23 protein-coding genes are annotated in these 21,525 nt (G+C 52.6%); 1 reads left to right on the plus strand and 22 read right to left on the minus strand.

Going from position 1 to position 21,525, the window contains the following annotated elements; translation table 11 throughout:
• Window positions 1-117: 117 nt before the first annotated feature.
• On the plus strand, window positions 118-1,071 hold the full coding sequence (locus tag KNP80_RS01305) for a 4-hydroxy-3-methylbut-2-enyl diphosphate reductase (RefSeq protein WP_214717396.1): 954 nt from the start codon (window positions 118-120) through the stop codon (window positions 1,069-1,071).
• A gap of 42 nt (window positions 1,072-1,113) precedes the next feature.
• Here KNP80_RS01305 and KNP80_RS01310 read toward each other — a convergent pair whose 3' ends face one another.
• From KNP80_RS01310 to rarD, 22 genes are all read right to left on the minus strand, one after another.
• Window positions 1,114-2,226 carry a Nif3-like dinuclear metal center hexameric protein gene (locus tag KNP80_RS01310; RefSeq protein ID WP_214831868.1) on the minus strand — a complete coding sequence of 371 codons (1,113 nt, stop codon included), beginning with the start codon at window positions 2,224-2,226 and terminating at the stop codon, window positions 1,114-1,116.
• Window positions 2,226-2,942 (minus strand): tRNA (adenine(22)-N(1))-methyltransferase, encoded by a 717-nt coding sequence (locus tag KNP80_RS01315; RefSeq protein WP_214717404.1) that lies wholly within the window; start codon window positions 2,940-2,942, stop codon window positions 2,226-2,228. The genes KNP80_RS01310 and KNP80_RS01315 overlap by 1 nt, the downstream gene beginning before the upstream one ends.
• Before the next feature lie 97 nt (window positions 2,943-3,039).
• Window positions 3,040-3,378 (minus strand): cytochrome c550, encoded by a 339-nt coding sequence (cccA, locus tag KNP80_RS01320; RefSeq protein WP_021065699.1) that lies wholly within the window; start codon window positions 3,376-3,378, stop codon window positions 3,040-3,042.
• A gap of 132 nt (window positions 3,379-3,510) precedes the next feature.
• A complete protein-coding gene (gene rpoD, locus KNP80_RS01325) occupies window positions 3,511-4,605 on the minus strand; it encodes an RNA polymerase sigma factor RpoD (protein ID WP_021065698.1) in 1,095 nt (364 codons plus the stop codon).
• A 35-nt stretch (window positions 4,606-4,640) separates the two neighbouring features.
• Entirely contained in the window at window positions 4,641-6,461 is a 1,821-nt protein-coding gene (gene dnaG / locus KNP80_RS01330; protein ID WP_235045158.1) for a DNA primase, read from the minus strand.
• A 107-nt stretch (window positions 6,462-6,568) separates the two neighbouring features.
• Entirely contained in the window at window positions 6,569-7,417 is an 849-nt protein-coding gene (locus KNP80_RS01335; protein ID WP_214831869.1) for a pyruvate, water dikinase regulatory protein, read from the minus strand.
• A complete protein-coding gene (ccpN, locus tag KNP80_RS01340) occupies window positions 7,404-8,033 on the minus strand; it encodes a transcriptional regulator CcpN (RefSeq protein ID WP_021065695.1) in 630 nt (209 codons plus the stop codon). The genes KNP80_RS01335 and ccpN overlap by 14 nt, the downstream gene beginning before the upstream one ends.
• Window positions 8,034-8,054: 21 nt before the next feature.
• The gene (glyS, locus tag KNP80_RS01345) at window positions 8,055-10,109 is read right to left on the minus strand and encodes a glycine--tRNA ligase subunit beta (protein ID WP_214831870.1); all 2,055 of its coding nucleotides are present in this window, start codon (window positions 10,107-10,109) and stop codon (window positions 8,055-8,057) included.
• Complete coding sequence (gene glyQ / locus KNP80_RS01350; protein ID WP_370447070.1) at window positions 10,102-10,995, minus strand: glycine--tRNA ligase subunit alpha; 894 nt, start codon at window positions 10,993-10,995, stop codon at window positions 10,102-10,104. Before glyQ ends, glyS begins: the two co-directional genes overlap by 8 nt.
• A 288-nt stretch (window positions 10,996-11,283) precedes the next feature.
• The gene (gene recO, locus KNP80_RS01355) at window positions 11,284-12,033 is read right to left on the minus strand and encodes a DNA repair protein RecO (protein WP_021065692.1); all 750 of its coding nucleotides are present in this window, start codon (window positions 12,031-12,033) and stop codon (window positions 11,284-11,286) included.
• A 3-nt stretch (window positions 12,034-12,036) separates the two neighbouring features.
• The gene (gene era, locus KNP80_RS01360; protein WP_029595225.1) at window positions 12,037-12,945 is read right to left on the minus strand and encodes a GTPase Era; all 909 of its coding nucleotides are present in this window, start codon (window positions 12,943-12,945) and stop codon (window positions 12,037-12,039) included.
• A 35-nt stretch (window positions 12,946-12,980) separates the two neighbouring features.
• Window positions 12,981-13,331 (minus strand): diacylglycerol kinase family protein, encoded by a 351-nt coding sequence (locus KNP80_RS01365; RefSeq protein WP_214802733.1) that lies wholly within the window; start codon window positions 13,329-13,331, stop codon window positions 12,981-12,983.
• Window positions 13,328-13,804, minus strand: coding sequence for an rRNA maturation RNase YbeY (gene ybeY, locus KNP80_RS01370; protein ID WP_029595223.1), 477 nt, complete (start codon window positions 13,802-13,804; stop codon window positions 13,328-13,330). The genes KNP80_RS01365 and ybeY overlap by 4 nt, the downstream gene beginning before the upstream one ends.
• Window positions 13,782-15,863 (minus strand): HD family phosphohydrolase, encoded by a 2,082-nt coding sequence (locus KNP80_RS01375; RefSeq protein WP_021065688.1) that lies wholly within the window; start codon window positions 15,861-15,863, stop codon window positions 13,782-13,784. Before KNP80_RS01375 ends, ybeY begins: the two co-directional genes overlap by 23 nt.
• Before the next feature lie 18 nt (window positions 15,864-15,881).
• Window positions 15,882-16,838 (minus strand): PhoH family protein, encoded by a 957-nt coding sequence (locus KNP80_RS01380; RefSeq protein ID WP_029595222.1) that lies wholly within the window; start codon window positions 16,836-16,838, stop codon window positions 15,882-15,884.
• A gap of 134 nt (window positions 16,839-16,972) precedes the next feature.
• Window positions 16,973-17,407, minus strand: a complete 435-nt coding sequence (locus KNP80_RS01385; RefSeq protein WP_021065686.1) for a hypothetical protein — start codon at window positions 17,405-17,407, stop codon at window positions 16,973-16,975.
• 5 nt (window positions 17,408-17,412) lie between these two features.
• Window positions 17,413-18,393 (minus strand): flotillin-like protein FloA, encoded by a 981-nt coding sequence (gene floA / locus KNP80_RS01390; protein WP_021065685.1) that lies wholly within the window; start codon window positions 18,391-18,393, stop codon window positions 17,413-17,415.
• Window positions 18,390-18,902, minus strand: a complete 513-nt coding sequence (locus KNP80_RS01395; RefSeq protein WP_214831872.1) for an NfeD family protein — start codon at window positions 18,900-18,902, stop codon at window positions 18,390-18,392. The genes floA and KNP80_RS01395 overlap by 4 nt, the downstream gene beginning before the upstream one ends.
• A 136-nt stretch (window positions 18,903-19,038) precedes the next feature.
• Window positions 19,039-19,488, minus strand: a complete 450-nt coding sequence (locus KNP80_RS01400) for a GatB/YqeY domain-containing protein (protein WP_021065683.1) — start codon at window positions 19,486-19,488, stop codon at window positions 19,039-19,041.
• 33 nt (window positions 19,489-19,521) lie between these two features.
• Window positions 19,522-19,716, minus strand: a complete 195-nt coding sequence (rpsU, locus tag KNP80_RS01405; RefSeq protein ID WP_029334745.1) for a 30S ribosomal protein S21 — start codon at window positions 19,714-19,716, stop codon at window positions 19,522-19,524.
• Between the two features lie 77 nt (window positions 19,717-19,793).
• Window positions 19,794-20,459 carry a deoxyribose-phosphate aldolase gene (gene deoC / locus KNP80_RS01410; RefSeq protein WP_029595219.1) on the minus strand — a complete coding sequence of 222 codons (666 nt, stop codon included), beginning with the start codon at window positions 20,457-20,459 and terminating at the stop codon, window positions 19,794-19,796.
• A gap of 91 nt (window positions 20,460-20,550) precedes the next feature.
• Window positions 20,551-21,438 carry an EamA family transporter RarD gene (rarD, locus tag KNP80_RS01415; protein ID WP_029595218.1) on the minus strand — a complete coding sequence of 296 codons (888 nt, stop codon included), beginning with the start codon at window positions 21,436-21,438 and terminating at the stop codon, window positions 20,551-20,553.
• Window positions 21,439-21,525 lie beyond the last annotated feature (87 nt).

Raw genomic sequence — 21,525 nt, forward strand, 5'->3', positions numbered from 1 at the left:
GTCCCTCCTTTCTAACCTTAAGATTATAGCATGAATACACGCAATTCTTTTCGTATTTTCGAAACAATGTTAGACTAATACGTATGAAAGCATCGCGAAAGGAGCGTTCCTTACAAAATGAAAGTTAAAAAAATCAGTCCACGCGGATACTGCTACGGCGTCGTCGATGCCATGAAGCTCGCCAACGAAGCGATGGCCAACCCAGATTTACCGCGTCCTATCCATATACTCGGCATGATCGTCCATAACCGACATGTCACCCAAGCGTTCGAGGACCTCGGCGTCAAGACGGTCGACGGCGAGGATCGCATGAAAGCACTCGAGACCATCGACCGCGGTACGGTCGTCTTTACCGCTCACGGCATCTCGCCGCTCGTACGTAAACGTGCCATCGAGAAGGGATTGACGATTGTCGATGCTTCGTGCCCAGACGTCTTGGTCACGCACGATTTGATTCGTGAAAAGACGGCCCTCGACTATGAGGTCATCTATATCGGGAAGCACGGACACCCGGAACCAGAAGGTGCCATGGGCGTCGCCCCGGGCAAAGTTCATCTCGTACAATATGAACGGGATTTCGAGGCATTGCCAGCCCATCTCTATGAGACGAAAATCCTCGTCACGAACCAGACGACGATGAGTCAATGGGACGTCTCGGCCTTGATTGAAATGATTCAAGAGCGTTATCCGCATGTCGAAGTGCATAATGAAATCTGTAACGCGACGCAAGTCCGTCAAGAAGCGGTGGCCGAACAAGCCGGCGATTGCGAACTGTTAATCGTCGTCGGCGACCCGAAATCGAATAACTCGAACCGCCTGGCCCAAGTTTCTAAAGAGATTGCCGGCACGAATGCCTATCGCATCGGTGATTTGAGCGAGCTCGACCTTGCTTGGCTCGATGGTGTCGAGACGGTCGCCGTCACGTCAGGTGCGTCTACACCGACGCCGATCACGAAGAAAGTGATCGACTTCCTGAGCCAATATGACCCGCTCGATTTGAGCACACATGACAAGACCCCTTATCTCGAACTCCGTAGCATCCTCCCGAAAGTGAAGGCGCTCCGTAAGTGACATCAAACCCCGTCCTCGTGAGAGGACGGGGTTTTCGCATAATCAATAGAAACGAAACGGATTCGTATCGGCTTCGGACACGAAGAATTCGACATCGAGCTTCGCACGTTCTCCTTTTTGCCGCATGACGTCGACGACTCCCTGCTTCATGACACTCTCGACATGATGACCCGGGTCGACGACCGAAAGACCGAGAGCCATCGCGTCGTGCGCCACATGGAAATACAAGTCACCCGTCACATACACGTCCGCGCCTTTGAAATGGGCGGCCGACACGTATTTGTTCCCATCACCACCGAGGACGGCCACTTTCTCGATTGTCCGGTTCGGATCGCCAACGATACGCACCGCTTCGACGCCAAAACTCGCCTTGACGTGCTCTGCGAACGCAGCGAGTGTGAGCGGGGTCGATAGACGACCAATGCGCCCGAGACCGAACACACGCCCCTCTATGTCGTCCCGAATCAAATCGTAGGCGACCTCTTCATATGGATGCGTGTCCCTCATTGCCTTGAGTACTCGTTTCTTTTGGCTCTCCGTGACAATCGTCTCGATTTTCACTTCCTCGACATGTTCCGTCTTGCCGTGTTGGCCTAGATACGGGTCCGACCCTTCGAGTGGCGTGAACTGACCCTCTCCCGAGACGGTGAACTGACAGTCCCCATAATCTCCGAGACGACCGGCTCCGGCCCGGCCAAGCGCATCCGACACGGCTTGCCGATGCGTCGTCGGGACGAACACGGACAGTTTATATACCGGTTCTTCATACGTCGGGATGAGCACCGTCGGATCGACCAACCCGAGTGCCTCACTCATCCAGTCGTTGACCCCGCCCTCGCAGACGTCCAAGTTCGTGTGGGCCACATAGACAGCGATGTCATGCCGAATGCATTTCATGACGATGCGCCCTGCCGCACTGCGGTCGTTCACTTGTTCTAGGGCACTGAAAATCGGTGGATGATGGGCGATAATCAAGTCGACGTCCCGTTCGATGGCCTCATCGACGACCGATTCGAGCACGTCGAGCGTCACCATGACCCGATGTATGGGCTTATTCAGCGTACCGATTTGGAGACCGATTTTATCGCCCTCGACGGCAAGATGTTTCGGGGCAAACTCGTCAAACAATTGGATGACATGGTTTCCGTTCGCCATTAGTTGCTCACCTCTCTCATTTTGTCACGTAACGTCTTGAACTCCTCCTGCTTCTGGATGAGCGCCTCGGTCTGTGCCCCCTCAGCCATTTGACCAAGCACGTAATCGAGCTTGTCCGCTTCACGTCCCCATTTCAGCTTGAACGCCTCAGGCCGTGTCTCGAGCAAGTAAGGACCGAACATGAGCTGCCAAGCCCGTTCCGCTTCATCCGAACTATAGCGGGTCTCCGTACCACGTTCGCCGACGAGAATCTCATATACTTTATCGTTCTCTTCGACGATGGACTCAGCAATCAACACGAAGCCTGCGTCGAGCAACCATTCGCGGACGTGTTGTCCATCTACATTCGGTTGCAAGACGAGCCGTTCGACCGCGCCTAACTTGTCACGGCCACTCTCTAAAATCGATCGAATCAAACTTCCTCCCATCCCGCAGATTGAGATACAAGTCGCCTCATCTGCTTCGAGAACGGCTAGTCCGTCACCGAGACGGACGTCAATCTGTTCAGTCGCGCCAATCAACGCGACTTGCGCTTTTGCCGCCTCCATCGGTCCGCGGTTCACTTCGCCGGCGATGGCTCGATTGACGATGCCTTGTTGGACGAGGTAACATGGCACGTAAGCGTGGTCAGATCCAATGTCCGCCACCACGCTACCTTTCGGGATGAAATCGACGACTTGCTTCAGCCGCCGGTCTAACGTCACTTGTTCTTGCATAGGGACAACTCCTTTTTCTACTTCTTCACTATTAGGGTAACGAATATTGATAGTCAGGACAATAAAAAACGTACCCCGCTAGGAGTACGTTTCCCTCTTATTGTTCGAGCAACCAAGTCGCGAGCACGTCCGCCTCTTCGGCAGTGGCGAGGCCAGCTGGCATCGCACCTTTACCGTTGACGATGATGTTCGTGATCTCTTCAGCCGATAAACGTTCGCCGACACCAGTCAAGGCAGGACCGACGCCTCCTTCGAGATTTCCACCGTGGCAACCTGTGCAACCTTTAGCTGCATACAAGTCTTCTGGGTTCATCTCAGTGACAGACGGACCTTCAGCAGCTTGTTGTGCTTGGTTTACGCCAAAATACGATAATGAGACCATGGCAATGATTGCGACGATCGCAATCGCTGCAAACGGTAACAATGGATTACGCATTGCATTTCCCCCTCATGTTCATTCCAAATTTCTACCCATCACTATTTTACTCAAAAAATAATAAAGAAGGAAGGAAAATCACTCATTTTCCTTCCTTTCTTCTAAAACTTCACACTTTATTCAAAAACACAATTAATCGAGGAAGTCTTTCAAGCGTTTCGAACGGCTCGGGTGACGAAGTTTCCGAAGTGCCTTCGCCTCGATTTGACGAATCCGCTCACGAGTGACACCGAACACTTTACCTACTTCTTCAAGCGTACGCGTACGGCCGTCATCGAGACCGAAGCGGAGACGGAGTACGTTCTCTTCACGGTCCGTGAGCGTGTCGAGCACGTCTTCGAGTTGTTCTTTAAGCAATTCATACGCGGCGGCATCTTGTGGAGCCATCGCATCTTGGTCTTCAATGAAATCACCGAGGTGTGAATCGTCTTCTTCACCAATCGGAGTCTCAAGCGACACCGGCTCTTGAGCGATTTTCAAGATTTCACGCACCTTCTCAGGTGTGAGCTCCATCTCTTTGGCAATCTCTTCAGGCGACGGTTCGCGTCCGAGGTCTTGCAACAATTGACGTTGAACACGAATCAATTTGTTAATGGTCTCGACCATGTGAACCGGAATCCGGATTGTCCGGGCTTGGTCCGCGATGGCACGTGTGATTGCTTGACGAATCCACCACGTCGCATATGTCGAGAACTTGAACCCTTTCATATAGTCGAACTTCTCGACGGCTTTAATGAGGCCCATGTTTCCTTCTTGAATCAAGTCGAGGAAGAGCATGCCGCGCCCGACATAACGTTTCGCAATCGAGACGACGAGACGGAGGTTGGCTTCGGCAAGGCGTTTCTTCGCCTCTTCATCGCCTTGTTCAATCCGCTTCGCGAGTTCAGTCTCATCTTTCGCGCTAAGAAGATCGACGCGTCCGATTTCTTTCAAGTACATGCGGACCGGGTCATTGATTTTAATGCCCGGTGGGACAGATAGGTCGTTCAAATCGACCTCTTCGTCTTCTTTTTTCGATGGCGTCTCTTCGGCATCGGCCGCATCTTCTGTGACGCGGATATCTTTACCTTCTAAATCTTCGATGAAGTTATCGATAAAGTCTGAGTCCACCTCGAAATGGCTGAGGCGATCTTGAATCTCCTGCATCGATACGACGCCTTTTTTCTTCCCTAATTTCTCAAGTTCCTCTATGGCGTTAAATAAATCCTCTTTTTTCTTCTCTGCCATCTAGCAGTTCAACTCCTTCCAAACTTCCTCCACGTTCATCGTTCACGAAGCCGACGACTCCGGGTAATCAATTCTTGTAACTTGGATGCCTGGTCTACTATACTTTCGGCATCTTGTCCGATTTCCCTTTTCGCCCGCTCGATTTGACGCTGTTCCTCATAACTGTTTATGACCTTAATGTATTCATCTAAAACCTCTTCGGTCAGTTCATCCGGTGCGGCCATGAGTCGAATCTCGGCATAACGATTCGCATAGTCCGGACGTTGGTCACAATATCGTTCCATGAACGGAGGGGCGACCTGTTCGAACTCCTCGTGTGTCATGTCTTCGGAGACGATTTCATACAATGCCGTCGCCAACATCCGGTGCACCTCGTCCTGGTAGGACAGTCCGAGGCGGTCCCGGACGAAACGAACCCGTTCCGGGCCACTCAACATCGCCCGCAGCAATAACTTCTCCGCTTTGACGTAGCGTGGCTCGTTTGCTTTAGACGAACGCCGGCGGACCGGCTCCGGTTCGCGGACGGGCTGTGGGACGGCTTCTTTCGAAGACGTCTTCGGCATCCGCGACAATAACGTCTCGACCGGAATCTCAAATTCGTTGGCCAGCTTCTTTACGTACAGGTCACGGCGAATCGAGTTATCCGTTTTACTAATTTCCACAAGCATAGATTCAATAAACCGTATCCGTTCTCCTTCTCGATTCATGTTTTTCCCACGCCGGAGCGTGCGGTTCATGAAATCGAGGACGGACAACCGTTCCGATTCGACCAATTTACGCCACTGTTCTGCCCCGTTCGTCCGAATGTAGTCGTCCGGGTCGGTCTTCTCAGGTAACATCAACACTTGCACGTCGAGCGGATAGCCTTCGAGCAAGCGGACGACTTTCATCGTCGCTTCCTGTCCGGCCGTATCGCCGTCGTAACAGATAATGACTTCTTCGACCATGCGGGCCAAGGCGCGGGCATGTTGGGACGAGAACGCCGTCCCGAGCGAGGCGACGACTTCTTTCGTCCCGGCTTGCGCGACTTGTAAGACGTCGACGTTTCCTTCGACGAGCAAGACACGTTTTTGTTTGCGCATCGTGGCGCGGGCCTGTGAGAACCCGAATAAGAGTTCACTCTTATTGAATAACGGAGTATCCGCCGTATTGACGTACTTTGGCTGTCGCTCATCGATCGCCCGTCCGCTAAATCCGACGATGGTGCCGTCTCGATCCGCAATCGGAAAGACGACTCTGCCTTCGAACCGGTCGAAATATTCACCGGATCTAGACTTAGAAATCAATCCCGCTTCTACCATGACCTCAAGGTCGAAACCTCTTCGTTCTAATGAATCCACGGTGAATCGGCGATGGTCGGGCGCGTAACCGATCTTATACTGACCGATCGTCGACTCCTCTAAACCGCGCTGCTGCAAATACGTCAATCCGACTTCGCCCGCCTCGGTCTTCATCAACACCTCGTGATACAAGTCGGCCACGACCCGATGCGCATCGCGCATCTGTTTACGGAGGACTTGGTCACGCGACAATTCCTCGTCGCCCGACACGCCACCTTCGATTGCGATATTCGCTCGCGTGGCGAGGCGTTCAATCGTCTCTGGAAACGATAGTCCTTCCGTCTCCATGACGAACGTGAACACGTTCCCGCCGGCGCCGCATCCGAAACAGTGATACATCCCTTTCTCCGGGGACACGGAGAACGATGGGCTGTTCTCCGAGTGGAACGGGCAAAGCCCGACGAGACGATGTCCTTGCTTCTTCAATTCAACGCGTTCACTAATTAAATCAACGATATCTGTGGCTTGTTTTACTTCCGCAATGACTTCATCCGGTATGCGCGGCAACTTGACCACTCCCTATCCAAACTCGCAACGAAACGGAACGTTCACCACGTTCCGTTTCAATGTCATGTCAGTACTCTATTATACCGTTATCACCAGTCGATTACTAATCCGAGTGCTCAATCCTCTTTTGATTGATCGAGCATCCGTAAAATGATGCCAGCCGTCTCTTCGACGGCCTTGTTCGTCACATCGATGACCTCACAACCGATCCGCTCGTAAATCCCACGGGCGTATTCGAGCTCCCGGTTAATCCGTTCGAGTTGGGCGTAATCGGCCTCGGGTTTTAATCCGAGCGATTTCAACCGTTCCATCCGAATCGAAATCAATTTGTCAGGTGAGATAATCAAGCCGACACACTTGTCAGGCGGCAATTCAAACAGTTCTTCCGGCGGGCGTGACTCCGGCACGAGCGGCACGTTCGCGACCTTATAGCGCTTCAGGGCCAAATACTGCGAGAGCGGTGTCTTCGACGTCCGTGAGACGCCGACGAGGACGATGTCCGCCTTTTTCAACCCGCGCGGATCACGTCCGTCATCGTACTTGACCGCGAACTCCATCGCTTCGATTTTCCGAAAATAATCTTCGTCCAAACGATAGATGAGTCCTGGTTTTTCGCGCGGACTCTCACCGAGTTTACCAGCGAGCACATCGAGCAAATCCCCGAGCAAATCGACCGTCTTCACACCGTACTCTTGTCCGAGACGGACGAGTAACGACCGGTGTTCTTCATTGACCAACGTGAAGGCGATGACCGCTCCTTGGGCACGCGCTTGAGTCACGACGTCGTGAATCGTCTGTCCATCTTCGACGAACGGGATGCGAAGCGTCTCAATCGCATTCTCATGGAATTGGATGCTCGCGGCCCGGACGACGAGTTCACACGTCTCGCCGACTGAATCGCTCACGACAAATACGAGTTGTTTTTGTGTCAGTGTCAAACCAGATTCCTCCTCAGAACGACTCATCGTTAGCGAGCGCGATCAATACTTTCGTCATGTTCGTCTTCGTCATGCGACCGAGAACGATCAGCTTGCCATCCTTCTCTTCAACGACCGGCATGGCATCGATTTGCTTCTCGATCAACTTCATTCCGGCCCGAATCAACGTCTCACCCTTCTCGCATACCGTGATGTTCGGCATCCGGGTCATGATGACGTTGACCGGCAATTGATCGAGATCTTGATTACCGATGGCAGCCCGGAGTAAGTCTTTACGCGATAGGACGCCGACGAGCTCATTGTCTTTCCCGACGACAAACAGCGAGCCGACGTCTTCCAAGAACAACGTCACGACAGCGTCATACACCGTCATCTCGTTACTGACGACTTTCGCCGACGACATGAAGTCTCCGACCGTCAACGAGTCAAGCTTTTCCCGAAGCAGGGATGAGTTTCGTTTGCCGACGAACGTGTAGCCGACACGCGGTCGGGCTTCTAGTATTCCAGTCATCGTCAAAATGGCAAGGTCCGGTCGGAGCGTGGCCCGGGTGAGCGATAGCTCTTGGGCGATCTGCTCCCCCGTGATTGGTCCGTTGACCCTTACGATTTCAACGATCTTCTGTTGGCGTTCATTCAGCTGCATAGCCAACCCCCTCAAGTTTGGTCAGAGTACGAGCGCGCTAAAATCGGCGACATTCTCGATTGTCGCAGCGAGTCGCTTCATCTCGCGCAGACGGTTCTCGCGAATCGCCTCGACATCGCTCATGACCATTGTATTTTCAAAATAAGCGCTAATCGGATGTTCTAGGGCGCGCAATGATGTGATTGCTTGATGATAGTCGCCCGCCTCGACCGCGCGTTCCGTCTCCGGTAACGTCGCTTCGATGGCAGCGTGGAGTTCTTTCTCCTCCGTATTTTCAAACAATGACGGATCGACGTCCCCGGCCTCGCCTTTTTTAGCGATGTTGACGACGCGTGTCAATTGTTCGATGAGCAGTTTCGCCTCGCTCGCGAGCATGGCTTGAACCGCATCCGCTCTCGCATCGAGTCGGTCGATCGCAAGGCCAGTCGTCAAGACGGCGTCAATGACGTCATAACGGACTTGTCGCTCTTGCAGACGATACTTCAAGCGAAGCATGAAGAAGTCCTCGAGTTGCGCCTTGACTTGTTCTTTATCGGCATCGTAAAGTCCTGCCTGAAGTTGCGAATCGACAACTTGTGAAAGTAATTTGTCGAGTGGCAAGGCAATCTTCCAATCCGCCAAAATTTGAACGACCCCTTGGGCTTGGCGACGGAGCGCAAACGGATCTTGTGAACCGCTCGGGATCATGCCGATTCCGAAGAAGGCAGCAATCGAATCCAGTTTATCGGCGAGTGCGAGTACGGCACCCGTCGATGTCGCCGGCGAGGCATCACCAGCAAAGCGCGGCATGTAGTGCTCACGGATCGCCGCGGCCACTTCCGCGTCCTCACCTTGTTGGAGCGCATACTTCTCACCCATCACTCCTTGAAGTTCTGTGAACTCATACACCATTTGGCTGACGAGGTCGAACTTATGGATGGCACCGGCACGCGCCACTTTGGCTGCATCCGCATTGAACAATGGCGCAAGCGTTCCTGCGAGCTGTTCGACGCGACGGACCTTATCTCCCGTCGTGCCCAATTTCTCATGGAAGACGATGCGGTCGAGACGGACGAGTTGTTCGTCAATCTTCGTCTTTTGGTCTTCCTCATAGAAGAAAACGGCATCTGCCAAGCGGGCCCGGATGACCTTCTCGTTCCCTTTGGCAACGTTTTGAAGGTGTTCAGCATTTCCGTTACGGACGGTCACGAAATAGTTTTTGAGCGTTTCACCGATATAAACCGGGAAATAGCGCTGATGTTCTTTCATCGTCGTAATCAAGACTTCTTCTGGAAGTTCGAGATAACGGGCATCGAATTCACCGAATAGCGCTGTCGGCCACTCGACGAGGTTCGTCACTTCTTCGAGCAACGAGGCATCGAGCGGCACGGTCCAACCCTGTTCTGAAGCCAACTCCTCGATTTGACGTTCGATGCGCCCTTTCCGGTCTTCGTACGAAGCGACAACGAACTCGCGTTCAAGCGTCTCAGCGTAGGCAGCCGGTTCCGTGATGACGACGTCACCCTTACTCAAGAAACGGTGACCACGCGTCACGTTCCCCGTCTTCACGCCTTCGATTTCGAAATCAATTTGTTCGGCACCGAACAAGGCGACGAGCCAACGAATCGGACGCATATAGCGTAGGCTGCTCGTTCCCCATTTCATGTTTTTCGGGAACGTCATGCCACGGACGACGTCTTCGAGTGCTGGGAGCAACGTGCTCGTCGGTTGACCTGATTCATGACGGTCGGCGAAGACGTACTCGACACCTTTCTCTTCGGCGAAGTACAAGTCGTCGACCGATAGACCGCGGCCACGGGCAAAGCCGGCGGCTGCTTTCGACCAGTTTCCTTCAGCGTCTTGGGCAATCTTTTTCGCTGGTCCGCGAAGCGTCTCCGTCAAATCTTGTTGGTTCTCTTCCACATCTTTGACGAGAACGGCGAGGCGGCGCGGTGTCGAATAAACGGTGATGGCACCGAATTGGACACGGGCTTCCGTCAAGAAGGTAGTTACGCGTTCCGCCAATTGTTTTTCTGAACGGAGGACGTATTGGGCTGGTAATTCTTCAAGTCCGATTTCTAATAAAAGGTCACGCATCAAGGGCACCTGCTTTCTGTTGGTTCAAAAGTGGGAAACCGAGACGTTCCCGCTCTTCGATAAATTTGGCGGCACAGGCACGGGACATGTTACGGACGCGTTGGATGAAACCGGTCCGTTCTGTCACCGAGATGGCGCCTTTCGCATCGAGAAGGTTGAACGTATGCGAACATTTAAGGATATAGTCGTAAGCCGGGAAGACGAGGTTTTCGTCCAAGGCACGCTTCGCTTCTTTTTCATACGTATCGAACAATGTGAACAACATATCGACGTCCGAGAGCTCGAACGTATATTTTGAATGTTCGAATTCCGGCTGATAGAAGATATCGCCATATTTGAATCCGTCTGTCCAGACGAGGTCAAACACGCTTTCGACTTCTTGGATATATGACGCAAGACGTTCAAGACCGTACGTAATCTCGACGGCAATCGGATCGCACTCGATGCCACCGACTTGTTGGAAATACGTGAACTGAGTGATTTCCATCCCGTTCAACCAGACTTCCCAACCGAGTCCGGCCGCACCGAACGTCGGGTTCTCCCAGTTGTCTTCGACGAAACGGATGTCGTGCTCGAGCGGGTTGATCCCGATCAACTCTAAGCTCTCTAAGTAAAGCTCTTGGATGTTGCTTGGCGACGGCTTCATGATGACTTGGAATTGGTGATGCTGATACAAGCGGTTCGGGTTTTCTCCGTACCGTCCATCCGCCGGACGACGTGATGGCTCTGTGTAACAGACGTTCCACGGCTCGGGTCCGAGACTACGTAGGAACGTCATCGGGTTCATCGTGCCAGCCCCTTTCTCAACGTCATACGCTTGCATTGTCAAACAGCCTTTCGACGCCCAGAAATTTTGTAACGTCAAAATAATTTCTTGCACGGTCATGTGTTTCATATGTGACACCTCCAAAAGTATTGAAACGACAAAAAACGCCCCTATGTGCCATGCACATAGGGACGGGATTACCCGCGGTTCCACCCTACTTGCCTCGAGATGAGGCCACTCTTTGGATTGTGGGCGCTCTGGAATTGCCATTCACTTCAACCTGGCGTTCGGCTTCCACCTTCCCGAACTCGCTGCACCCGCGGTATAAAAGCTACTTGTTTTCCTTCATTGCGCACGCTATTTCATTTGTCTAATCGTAGATTATGGTATCGAATCTTGTCGAAAAAGTCAATCATCGTTCAAGTACAATCGCTGCATTTGGTCGAGGACCCGTTTCGTCTTCAGCCGCAGACCGCTATAGGAGTCCATATACGCATCAAACAGCTGTCGGAGCAGAATCCGTGTCTCTTTCGTGAGCGGAACGTTACTGAATTCGGACAGTTCGTGCCGGCTCATCAAATAGAGCAACTTCGCCAGACGCTCGCTCATGCGAATCGATCCTTCTTCTTGGTGCCGGGCGCAGAGGAAGCCGCCGGCCGTCACCGAGAAGTACATCGGGTCGGTCACATCGTTGCACCGGATGCAGCCGGTCAAGACCGGTGCGACCCCGAGCAAGTGCAAAATGCGCAGTTCGAAGTGATGCGTGATCACTTCCGGATCCATCCCTGCATTGAGCGCCTGCAGGGCGTCGTTCAAGATGCGATAGAGCGGACGGTTCGGGACGCGGTCCTCTACCGTCCGGTCGACGAGTTCGAGCCAATACATGGCGTATGCCATCCGCTCGACGTCTTTTCGGATTTCCGGATAAGACGTGATCACATCCGACGATTTCAATTGGCCTAGGCCACGACTCGCCGGAAAGATATATACCGCTTCGACGAACGGCTGACTCGACGAATGCAGACGGCTGCCCGGCTTTTTCGCCCCTCGTGCCATGACGGCAACTTTTCCGAGCTCTTCGGTGAACAAGGTGACGACTTTGTTCGACTCTCCGTAATTGACGGTCCGAATGACGATTCCCGTGACCTTTTGCAACATGGCTTAATACTCGTCGTCGCGGAAACCGAGGTCGCGGAGTTGGCCCATCTTGTTACGCCAATCTTTTTGCACTTTCACCCATAGGTTCAAATACACTTTCGTCCCGAGGAGCGCCTCGATGTCGTGGCGCGCTTCTGTCCCGATTTCGCGGAGCATCGCACCTTTTTTGCCGATGACGATTCCTTTTTGAGAATCACGCTCGACCATGATCACGGCCTCGACATCAATCATTTCCGAGTTTTCCCGTTTCTTGATCGATTCGATGGCGACCGCGATTGAGTGCGGCACTTCATCACGCGTCTTATGGAGCACTTTCTCGCGAATCAATTCAGAGATGATGAACCGTTCCGGGTGGTCAGTCACTTGGTCGGCCGGATAATACATCGGTCCTTCCGGGAGCAACTTTTTGATTTCTTTAAGGAGCGGTTCGACGTTGTTGCCTTGAAGTGCCGAAATCGGGACGTACGCCGCGAAATCGAGTTGATTCGTATACTGCTCGATGACAGCCGGAATCTCGTCCGGATGAATCAAATCGATTTTGTTCATAACGAGAATGATTGGCGTGTCGAGTCCTTTCAACTTCTCGATGATGAACTCATCGCCGGCGCCGCGCGGTTCCGTGACGTTGACCATGAAGAGGATCGCGTCGACTTCACGGAGTGCGTTCGTCGCGACTTTCATCATGAAATCGCCGAGACGGTGTTTTGGCTTATGAATCCCTGGCGTGTCGATAAAGATGATTTGCGAATCATCCGTCGTATACACACCTTGGACCTTATTGCGCGTCGTCTGCGGCTTGTCTGACATGATGGCAATCTTTTGTCCGATGACCCGATTCAAGAACGTCGATTTCCCGACGTTCGGACGACCGATGATGGACACAAAACCTGATTTAAAATCTTCTTGATACATAGTGCACCTGCTTTCTAAATTTCCAATACGTTCAATCATATAACGAATTTGTCGATTATATAAGGGCCAAAAATGAATAGTGCCGTGATGGCGGCCCCGATCGCTGCGACGAGGACCGACCCGGCCGCGACGTCTTTCGCTTGCTTCGCGAGCGGGTGGATGTCTTTCGTGACGAGGTCGACCGTGCGTTCGACCGCCGTGTTCATCAGCTCGAGCGCGATGACGAGCACGACCCAGCCGAACAGAATCAAGTTCTCGAGTTTCGTCGTCGGGAGCCACCAGGCAAACACGACGACGAGCAGGCTCGATACGAGATGAATCAGCATGTTGCGTTCGGTCCGCACTGCGTGCACGATGCCGTGCACGGCGAACCAGAACGGTTTCACACTTCGCCTCGTTTCAGCTCGAAGTGAGCGAGCACTTGTTCTTGGCGCGCCGTCATCTCCGCTTCTTCCTCGGGCGTCATATGGTCATACCCGAGCAAGTGGAGGAATCCGTGAATCGCCAAGAACCCGAGTTCCCGTTCGAACGAGTGGCCATAATCGGCAGCCTGTTCGCGACAACGTTCGACCGAGATGAGCAAGTCCCCTAAGAGACGGGGCTCGTCTTCATCGAGCATGAAGTCCATCTCGTCTTCTCCCATCTCATCGAAGGCGAAACTGATGACGTCGGTCGCCGTATCTTTCCCGCGCCATTCGCGGTTGATGGCTTGAATCTCATCGTTCGTCAAGAACGTGACCGATAGCTCACTCGGTTCTTCGACGTCTTCTTCCATCGCCGCATGGACCAATATGGATTCAACGAGCTCGATTTGAGCATCCGACAATAAGCCGTGCTCATCGTTCGAAATGATTTGCATGTAAGTCTCCTTCTTTCTTCAGTTCTGGATACTCGATTCGTTCATGGAACAGGCCGGTCAGCGTCTCACACGCGCTTTCCCCGACGCGCCATACTTCTTTCGTCGTCAACTCGCAGTCTTCGAATTGCCCGTCTTGTAGCTTATCACGAATAATCGCACTGACGAGCTGGCGAATCCGTTCTGGTGTCGGTTGCTTCTGTGACCGGACCGCCGCCTCGATCGAATCGACGATCATGACGACCGCCGCCTCGCGTGTCTGCGGCTTCGGTCCCGGGTAGCGGAACCGTGATTCATTGACGTCACGCGTCTCTTTCGCTTTCACATAAAAGAACTTCAAGAGCGATGTGCCGTGATGTTGCTCGGCGATATCGATAATCTCTTTTGGCAACTTATAACGACTCAACAGATCGGCCCCGTCATATGGATGGGCCATGATGATGTCGGCTGATTCCTCCGGTGTGAGCCGGTCGTGCGGGTTGACGCCGTTCTGCTGATTCTCGATGAAATGCAGCGGACGCTCGGTCTTACCGAGGTCATGATAATAACTGGCGACCCGGGCGAGCAGTCCGTCGGCACCAATCGCCTCGCAAGCCGATTCGGCCAAGTTGGCGACCATCATGCTGTGGTGATACGTCCCCGGAGCCTCCATCAACAACTTACGTAACAGCGGATGCGTCGGACTCATCAATTCGATGAGGCGACCCGACGATAGGACGCCGAACCACGGTTCGAGGAACGGCAAGAAGCCGAACGTGAGCACGATGGACAACAGCGCGCTCGTGATGGCGAAACCGGATAAGTAGGCGACCATCTCCCACGTCACTTGCGTGTTGCGCAAGAACAAGAGCGCGAGCACCATGATGATATTGATAATGCCGAGCAACACACCGGACAAGAATAGTCGTTTGCGCTGAATCTTCGGTTCGACGAGGAAGACGGCCAAGAAACTTCCGGTCGCGAAATAGACGACCGTCATGAAGCTCGTGTTTTGCCCGAAACTCGCCACAATCGACCCGGCAATCATCGTGATCAACGCCGAGGCAAGCGCGACCCGTTCATCGACGAGGATACGCAGCAACAGGACGACGAATGCCGTCGGTGCGAGCACGTACGCATATGTCGTGAACTCGATACCGATATAACCGACACCAAAGAAAATGCCGAGCTGTAACAATAATAATCCATAGACAGTAATCAAGATTTTAGGGCGGAGTAACAGTTGTTGAATTTTCGAACGGATTAACATGAACAGAAAACCGATCGTCAACAGTCCGCTCAGTAAGTAAGCCCCGAACAGCGGTGCGAACGAACGATTTGGATCGATAGCCCCTGTCAATTCGAGTTTGCGGTAGATTTCGCGCGTCACGACCTCGCCTTGGTTGACGAGCAACTGGCCTTCTTGAATGATGACCGGTTCGACCGCATCGACCGCCTGCTGTTCTTTCTCACGTGTCGCTTCAGAGTCGAACACGTAGTTCGGTACGATCAATTGATCGCTCAGGCTGTTAGCGATTGCCCGGAACTCAAGTGAGAGCGGTGATTGGTCGACAAGTGTCTCAGCCCGATCTCTCGCTTCTGAGATGGACTGTGAGCTCGTGTCGATGCGGTTACCCATCACTTCTTGAAGCGCCGTCACGGTGACGTCTTCGACCGTACGACGGGTGTTCTCGCTCGCCTCGAGCAGAAGGTTCAGTTCATCATCACCGAGGAATCCGTTCACCTCGGTCGAATTCAAGCGATTTTTGATGTCTGATAGCTCGGTGTCATCTTCCGTCTCTTCGAACGCTGCGAACAGTTGCTCGACTTTGGCGATCTGTTGATCGGCAAACTCGCGCCGCAACGAGAACTGACTGCCGACGCTATTGATCGCATCTTGTCGTAACCGCTCCGTCGCCGTCCGGTCTTCAATCGTGACCGGCGAGCGAATGTCCTGTTCGGCAATCCCGAGCGGCTCGACACTAATGATGGATGGGCGCACCGTAAAGTATAGAATCGCGCCTAAAATGAGAAAAAAGAGGACGGAGATTGTCGCGACCGTCCAATGACGTGCTTGCTGCATCAGTGCCCCCCCTTTTGGTTATGTGAGTTCGTTACTATAGGCGTTAATGATTTTCTTGACGAGCGGATGGCGAACGACGTCGGACGACGTGAAATGTTCAAAATGAATCCCATCGACTCCTTCAAGCAGATGTAACGCTTCTTGCAGTCCTGACGCTTTGCCTTTCGGCAAATCGACTTGCGTCAAATCACCGGTGACGACCATTTTCGAGCCGAAACCGAGTCGCGTCAAAAACATCTTCATCTGTTCTTTCGTCGTATTCTGCGCCTCGTCTAAAATGACGAACGCATCTTCAAGTGTCCGGCCGCGCATGTAAGCGAGCGGCGCGACTTCGATTGTGCCGCGTTCGAGCAATCGGTTCGTCTGTTCGACGCCATAGACGTCAAACAAGGCGTCGTACAACGGACGTAAGTACGGGTCGACCTTCTCTTTCAAGTCGCCTGGCAAGAAGCCCAAGTTTTCACCCGCTTCGACCGCCGGACGCGTCAAAATAATTCGTTTGACTTGGCCTTCTTTCAGCGCACGCGCTGCCAAAACGACGGCCAAATATGTCTTCCCGGTCCCCGCCGGTCCGATTCCGAACACGAGGTCACGTTTTTCAATGGCCCGGACATATCGGCTCTGTCCGACCGTCTTCGCCCGAATCGGTTTCCCTTTGTTCGTCGTGAAGACGACTCGCTCATAATGCTCGAGCAACTCGTCGCCCTTGCCGACCTTGATGTGTTGAATCACACTGATGGCATCGCTTTCGTTCAAGCGAGCCCCTTTTTTAACGAGTTGTTGCAACGTCTTGATAACAGCCTTCGTCAATTCGAGCGTATCGGCCGTATCGGCCTGAATGATTAATTCTTCTCCACGAGGAGTGAGTGCGACCGCGAGTTCTGCTTCGATGGCTTGAAATACCTCGTCCTTCGGTCCGAGGAGCGCCTGCGCTTCGTTCGCATGTTCCATGACGAACGGAATTTTATCAGTCATAATCAATGGTTGTTTCTCCTCCCCATCAGTAGATTGTTCCTTCTTTACTTTAGCACTATCAAGCCGTTCGTGAAAGAAAGACCGTCCATTTCTCCAACAAAAAGAAGCAGTGACACGGAGTCACTGCCTCAGGTTTAACGACGGCGTTTCGACACCGGCGGTTGCAAAATTTCACTCCACACGACCGCTTGCCGAACTTGCTTCATCGAGATGCGCGGTTGTGGCCGCGACTCGGTCGACTCGGAAATCGGTGGAATTTTGACCGTCTGTTCGAACTGGGCACTCACGTGCGGCAGCTCTTCACGTCGACGCGGTGCATGTCGGTCTGTCGTTTCGGCCGGTGCGGCGACACGGCGACGTAGTTTCTGAGGAGCCGGTTTGTCTTGCTTGTTGCGCGGCTCATCGAACGTCGCCTCGACTTCCTTCATCATGTCACCGACCGTATCGAGATAACGTTTCAAATCCGTACTCGGTGGTCGTTCCCCAGTAGATGATGGTTTCTCCATCCGCTTCATGACCGCCGAGGCAATCCCGAAAGCGGCTAAGAGTAGTACCCAGAGTCCATCCATGTCCGTTACTCTCTATCAGATTCGACAGGATGACCGATGGCTTTACGCATTTCTGTATCGGCTTGGACGTTCAAGTAGTTGACGTAATCCATGACCCCGAGTTTGCCATTTCGAAGTGCGTCGGCCATCGCGAGCGGGACTTCCGCCTCGGCCGCGACGACTTTGGCGCGCATCTCTTCGACCGATGATTTCATCTCTTGCTCACGGGCGATCGCCATCGCGCGGCGTTCTTCCGCTTTCGCTTGCGCGATTTTCTTATCAGCTTCGGCTTGGTCGGTCTGGAGGACCGCCCCGATGTTTTTACCGATATCGATGTCGGCGATATCGATTGATAGGATTTCAAACGCGGTCCCTGAATCGAGACCTTTCGTCAATACGGTACGTGAAATCATATCAGGGTTCTCCAAGACGTGCTTATGGTTGTGTTGTGAACCGATCGTCGAGACGACCCCTTCACCGACACGGGCGATAATCGTCTCTTCCCCGGCACCCCCGACAAGACGATCGATGTTGGCACGGACCGTGATGCGGGCTTTCGCCTTCACTTCAATCCCATCCATGGCCACACCGGCGATGAACGGCGTTTCGATGACTTTCGGGTTAACGGACATTTGAACCGCCTCTAACACGTTACGGCCAGCAAGATCGATTGCTGCGGCACGTTCAAACGATAATTCGATATCGGCACGGTGGGCCGCAATCAGGGCGTTGACGACACGGTCGACGTTACCCCCGGCCAAGAAGTGACTCTCGAGCTGGTTCGTGTTCAAGCCGATGCCGGCTTTGACCGCTTTGATGAGCGGGTTGACGATTTTCGATGGGACGACGCGACGGAGTCGCATACCGATTAGTGTGAAGATCGAGACGTGGACGCCAGCGGCGAACGAGCTGATCCACAGCCCGACCGGTACGAACGTGAAGAATACGGCGAGCGCAATCAATCCTCCACCCGAGATGAGTAACGTGGTCAATAGTTCTGGTGTCATTCTGTTACATCCTCCTTAGGCTCTATAAAGTTGCGGACGACAACGCGTCCTGAATCGACTTTATACACCTGAATTTTCGTTTGCGAATCGAGATAGCTACCTTCTGTCACGACATCAATCCGTTCTCCATCAATCTCAGCGGTACCCGCCGGGCGAAGCGGCGTCAACGTGACCCCGACTTTCCCGAGCAACCGTTTGCGGTCATCGTGGGACAAATACCCTTTGTCTGTTGACGTCGAATCGGTCAAAATCAACCCTTTATACATGAGCGATCGATTGGACTGCAGGCGACGATATGCCCAAAATCCGAGCCCGGCGACGATGGCCGTGGCCAATCCGATTGACAACCATAATTGTCCGATTGTGGCACCCGCCATAATCAAACTGGCGACGACCGCCCCAATCCCTAGCACGCCGAACAATCCAAAACCGGCAACGAACACTTCAATTCCTAGAAGGACGATTCCGACAAAAAACACCGTCAGAATCACTCCGAGACCAAATGTCATCGTATTGCAACCCCCTTCCGAGTTCACAAGCTACCTCTTATCTCTAGTGTATACGAAACAAGTTCGCTTTTGGTTTCGGAATACGCAAAAAAAGACAGAAACTTTTGGTTTGACCCAAAAATCTCTGTCTCTCTCATTAATTCGTCAATTGTTGTTTGACAATGCGGTTCACAAGACCACCGTCTGCCTTGCCTTTAACTTGAGGCATGACGACGCCCATCACCTTACCCATATCCGACGGGCCTGTAGCATTCGTTTGAGCAATAGCTGCTTTCACGATTGCCGTGACTTCATCTTCAGAAAGTTGTTCAGGCATATAGGCCTCTAGTACGACAATCTCGTCAGCTACTTTAGAAGCAAGGTCTTCACGACCAGCGCTTTCGAATTCTCGGAGGGAGTCTCTGCGCTGTTTCATCTCTCGGTTGAGCACCGTGAGTTCCTCTTCCTCAGTTAGATCTTGTCGACCAAATTTGATGGCCTCATTTTGGAGCGACGCTTTGACCATCCGGATCGTCGTGAGACGATCTTTTTGTTTCGCGCGCATGGCTTGCTTCATGTCGTCCGTCAAGCGTTCTTGAAGACTCATGAGCTAACACCCTCTCTACAAATGAAACTGAAATTAGAATTTCTTACGCTTACGCGCAGCTTCTGATTTCAATTTACGTTTTACGCTTGGCTTTTCGTAGTGACGACGTTTGCGAACTTCGGCAAGAGTGCCATCTTTCGAAACACCGCGTTTGAAACGACGAAGAGCGTCTTCAAGCGATTCGTTTTTACGGACACGAGTTTCCACTAGTTTTCCCTCCCTCCGAATTACACGACTAAGGAAACGTGTTTCACACGTCATAACATATTATAGTGAAAGTAAGTCGTGCGGTCAACCACTAGTTATTAATAGTCGCTGTCTGAACGTCCACCTGTAACGATGGCGATTCCAGCTGATGCGCCGATGCGCGTCGCGCCGGCATCGATCATCGCTTGTGCGCCTTCGAAATCACGTACGCCGCCTGAAGCTTTAACACCGAGATCTGGTCCGACCGTCTCACGCATGAGGCGGATATCTTCTACTGTCGCGCCGCCTGTCGAGAAGCCAGTCGACGTTTTCACGAAGTCTGCGCCTGCTTTGACTGAAAGCTCAGCCGCTTTTTTGATTTCTTCTTTCGTAAGGAGGCACGTCTCAAAGATAACTTTAACGAGCGTCCCGTTTGCCGCTTCGACGACAGCGCGGATATCGCGCTCAACGAGATCGAAGTCGCCGTCTTTCATAGCACCGATATTGATGACCATATCGATTTCGTCTGCACCGTTTGCAATCGCGTCTTTAGTTTCGAATGCTTTCACTTCTGGCGTGTTAGCTCCGAGTGGGAAGCCGATGACCGTACATACTTTGACGTCGTCATCTGATTTGAGTTGTTCCGCCGCGTACTTCACCCATGTCGGGTTGACACAGACGCTTGCGAATTTGTATTCGAGCGCCTCGGCACAAAGTTTTGTGACTTGATCTTTCGTTGTTTCTGCCTTCAAGGCTGTGTGGTCGATATAACGTGCTAATTCCATCGTAAAATTCCTCCTCTGATGTATCGGTCTGACATATAGGTCTGACATCTAACATATTATCATGTTTTCTTGAAATGTAACAGCTTTCAATTCAGACGAGTTGACGGCGTTTCCGCGTCTGGATCCAACTGTTCCAACTAAAGAAGAAAATGGCAATCCATATACATGTGAACGCAAAAACGTGATAGCCCGTGAACGGTTCATTATAGAGAATGACCCCGATTGCGAGACTGAGCGTCGGTGCGATGAACTGAAGAAACCCGACGAGCGTGAACGGGATATGTTGGGCCCCATACCCGAACAAAAGAAGGGGTAGCGCCGTCATCACGCCTGTCCCGACCAACGCGACCCAAATGACCGGTTCGGTCGTCATCGTCAATCCTCCCTGAGACGTTTGCCAACCCAAGAAAATGATAGCGACCGGAACGACCGCGAGCGTCTCGATGCCGAGGCTGACCGTCGAGGCGAGTGGACGGCGTTTCTTTACCATCCCGTAAAATCCGAACGTACTGGCCAAAATGAACGCGATCCACGGGAACGACCCATACCCGAACGTCAAGACGAGCACGCCGATTGCCGCCACGGTCACCGCCAGCCATTGTACTCGATTTAATGATTCCCGAAAAACAAGCACACCTAACACCATGCTCACGAGCGGATTGATGTAATAGCCGAGTGACGCTTCGATGATATAGCCGTGATTGACCGCCCATATGTAGACGAACCAGTTGGCACTGACGATAAATCCATTCAACATAAAGGCGTTCCTTGTCGCCCGGTGCCGGAGCGCATAGTTGAACTCGGTCCACTGTTTCGTCCATTTCAAGACAAGTAAGATGAAGAGGAACGACCAGACGATGCGATGGGCCAAGATTTGACCGCTCGGTATTTCCTGCAAAAACTTCCAATAAATCGGTAGGACGCCCCACATGACGTAGGCCCCGACCGTTGGCATGACGCCTTTGTTCACTCTGTTCACCCGCTCTCGTAATCAATTATCGTCAGTGTAGTCGATGCGATTAGGACATTCAAGCGAATTCTTTCACCTTGCACACGACAAAAAGAG

Origin of the sequence: Exiguobacterium sp. E4787, assembly GCF_018618375.1 — a bacterium.
GTDB classification, from domain to species: Bacteria; Bacillota; Bacilli; order Exiguobacteriales; family Exiguobacteriaceae; genus Exiguobacterium; species Exiguobacterium chiriqhucha.

What these genes read in the sequence shown, in the direction of transcription:
- KNP80_RS01305 (WP_214717396.1), top strand. Translation starts at nt 118, where the DNA reads ATGAAAGTTAAAAAAATCAGTCCACGCGGATACTGCTACGGCGTCGTC.
- KNP80_RS01310 (WP_214831868.1), bottom strand. Translation starts at nt 2,226, where the DNA reads ATGGCGAACGGAAACCATGTCATCCAATTGTTTGACGAGTTTGCCCCG.
- KNP80_RS01315 (WP_214717404.1), bottom strand. Translation starts at nt 2,942, where the DNA reads ATGCAAGAACAAGTGACGTTAGACCGGCGGCTGAAGCAAGTCGTCGAT.
- cccA (WP_021065699.1), bottom strand. Translation starts at nt 3,378, where the DNA reads ATGCGTAATCCATTGTTACCGTTTGCAGCGATTGCGATCGTCGCAATC.
- rpoD (WP_021065698.1), bottom strand. Translation starts at nt 4,605, where the DNA reads ATGGCAGAGAAGAAAAAAGAGGATTTATTTAACGCCATAGAGGAACTT.
- KNP80_RS01335 (WP_214831869.1), bottom strand. Translation starts at nt 7,417, where the DNA reads ATGAGTCGTTCTGAGGAGGAATCTGGTTTGACACTGACACAAAAACAA.
- ccpN (WP_021065695.1), bottom strand. Translation starts at nt 8,033, where the DNA reads ATGCAGCTGAATGAACGCCAACAGAAGATCGTTGAAATCGTAAGGGTC.
- glyS (WP_214831870.1), bottom strand. Translation starts at nt 10,109, where the DNA reads ATGCGTGACCTTTTATTAGAAATCGGACTTGAAGAATTACCAGCCCAA.
- glyQ (WP_370447070.1), bottom strand. Translation starts at nt 10,995, where the DNA reads ATGACCGTGCAAGAAATTATTTTGACGTTACAAAATTTCTGGGCGTCG.
- recO (WP_021065692.1), bottom strand. Translation starts at nt 12,033, where the DNA reads ATGTTGCAAAAGGTCACGGGAATCGTCATTCGGACCGTCAATTACGGA.
- era (WP_029595225.1), bottom strand. Translation starts at nt 12,945, where the DNA reads ATGTATCAAGAAGATTTTAAATCAGGTTTTGTGTCCATCATCGGTCGT.
- ybeY (WP_029595223.1), bottom strand. Translation starts at nt 13,804, where the DNA reads ATGCAAATCATTTCGAACGATGAGCACGGCTTATTGTCGGATGCTCAA.
- KNP80_RS01375 (WP_021065688.1), bottom strand. Translation starts at nt 15,863, where the DNA reads ATGCAGCAAGCACGTCATTGGACGGTCGCGACAATCTCCGTCCTCTTT.
- KNP80_RS01380 (WP_029595222.1), bottom strand. Translation starts at nt 16,838, where the DNA reads ATGACTGATAAAATTCCGTTCGTCATGGAACATGCGAACGAAGCGCAG.
- KNP80_RS01385 (WP_021065686.1), bottom strand. Translation starts at nt 17,407, where the DNA reads ATGGATGGACTCTGGGTACTACTCTTAGCCGCTTTCGGGATTGCCTCG.
- floA (WP_021065685.1), bottom strand. Translation starts at nt 18,393, where the DNA reads ATGACACCAGAACTATTGACCACGTTACTCATCTCGGGTGGAGGATTG.
- KNP80_RS01395 (WP_214831872.1), bottom strand. Translation starts at nt 18,902, where the DNA reads ATGACATTTGGTCTCGGAGTGATTCTGACGGTGTTTTTTGTCGGAATC.
- KNP80_RS01400 (WP_021065683.1), bottom strand. Translation starts at nt 19,488, where the DNA reads ATGAGTCTTCAAGAACGCTTGACGGACGACATGAAGCAAGCCATGCGC.
- deoC (WP_029595219.1), bottom strand. Translation starts at nt 20,459, where the DNA reads ATGGAATTAGCACGTTATATCGACCACACAGCCTTGAAGGCAGAAACA.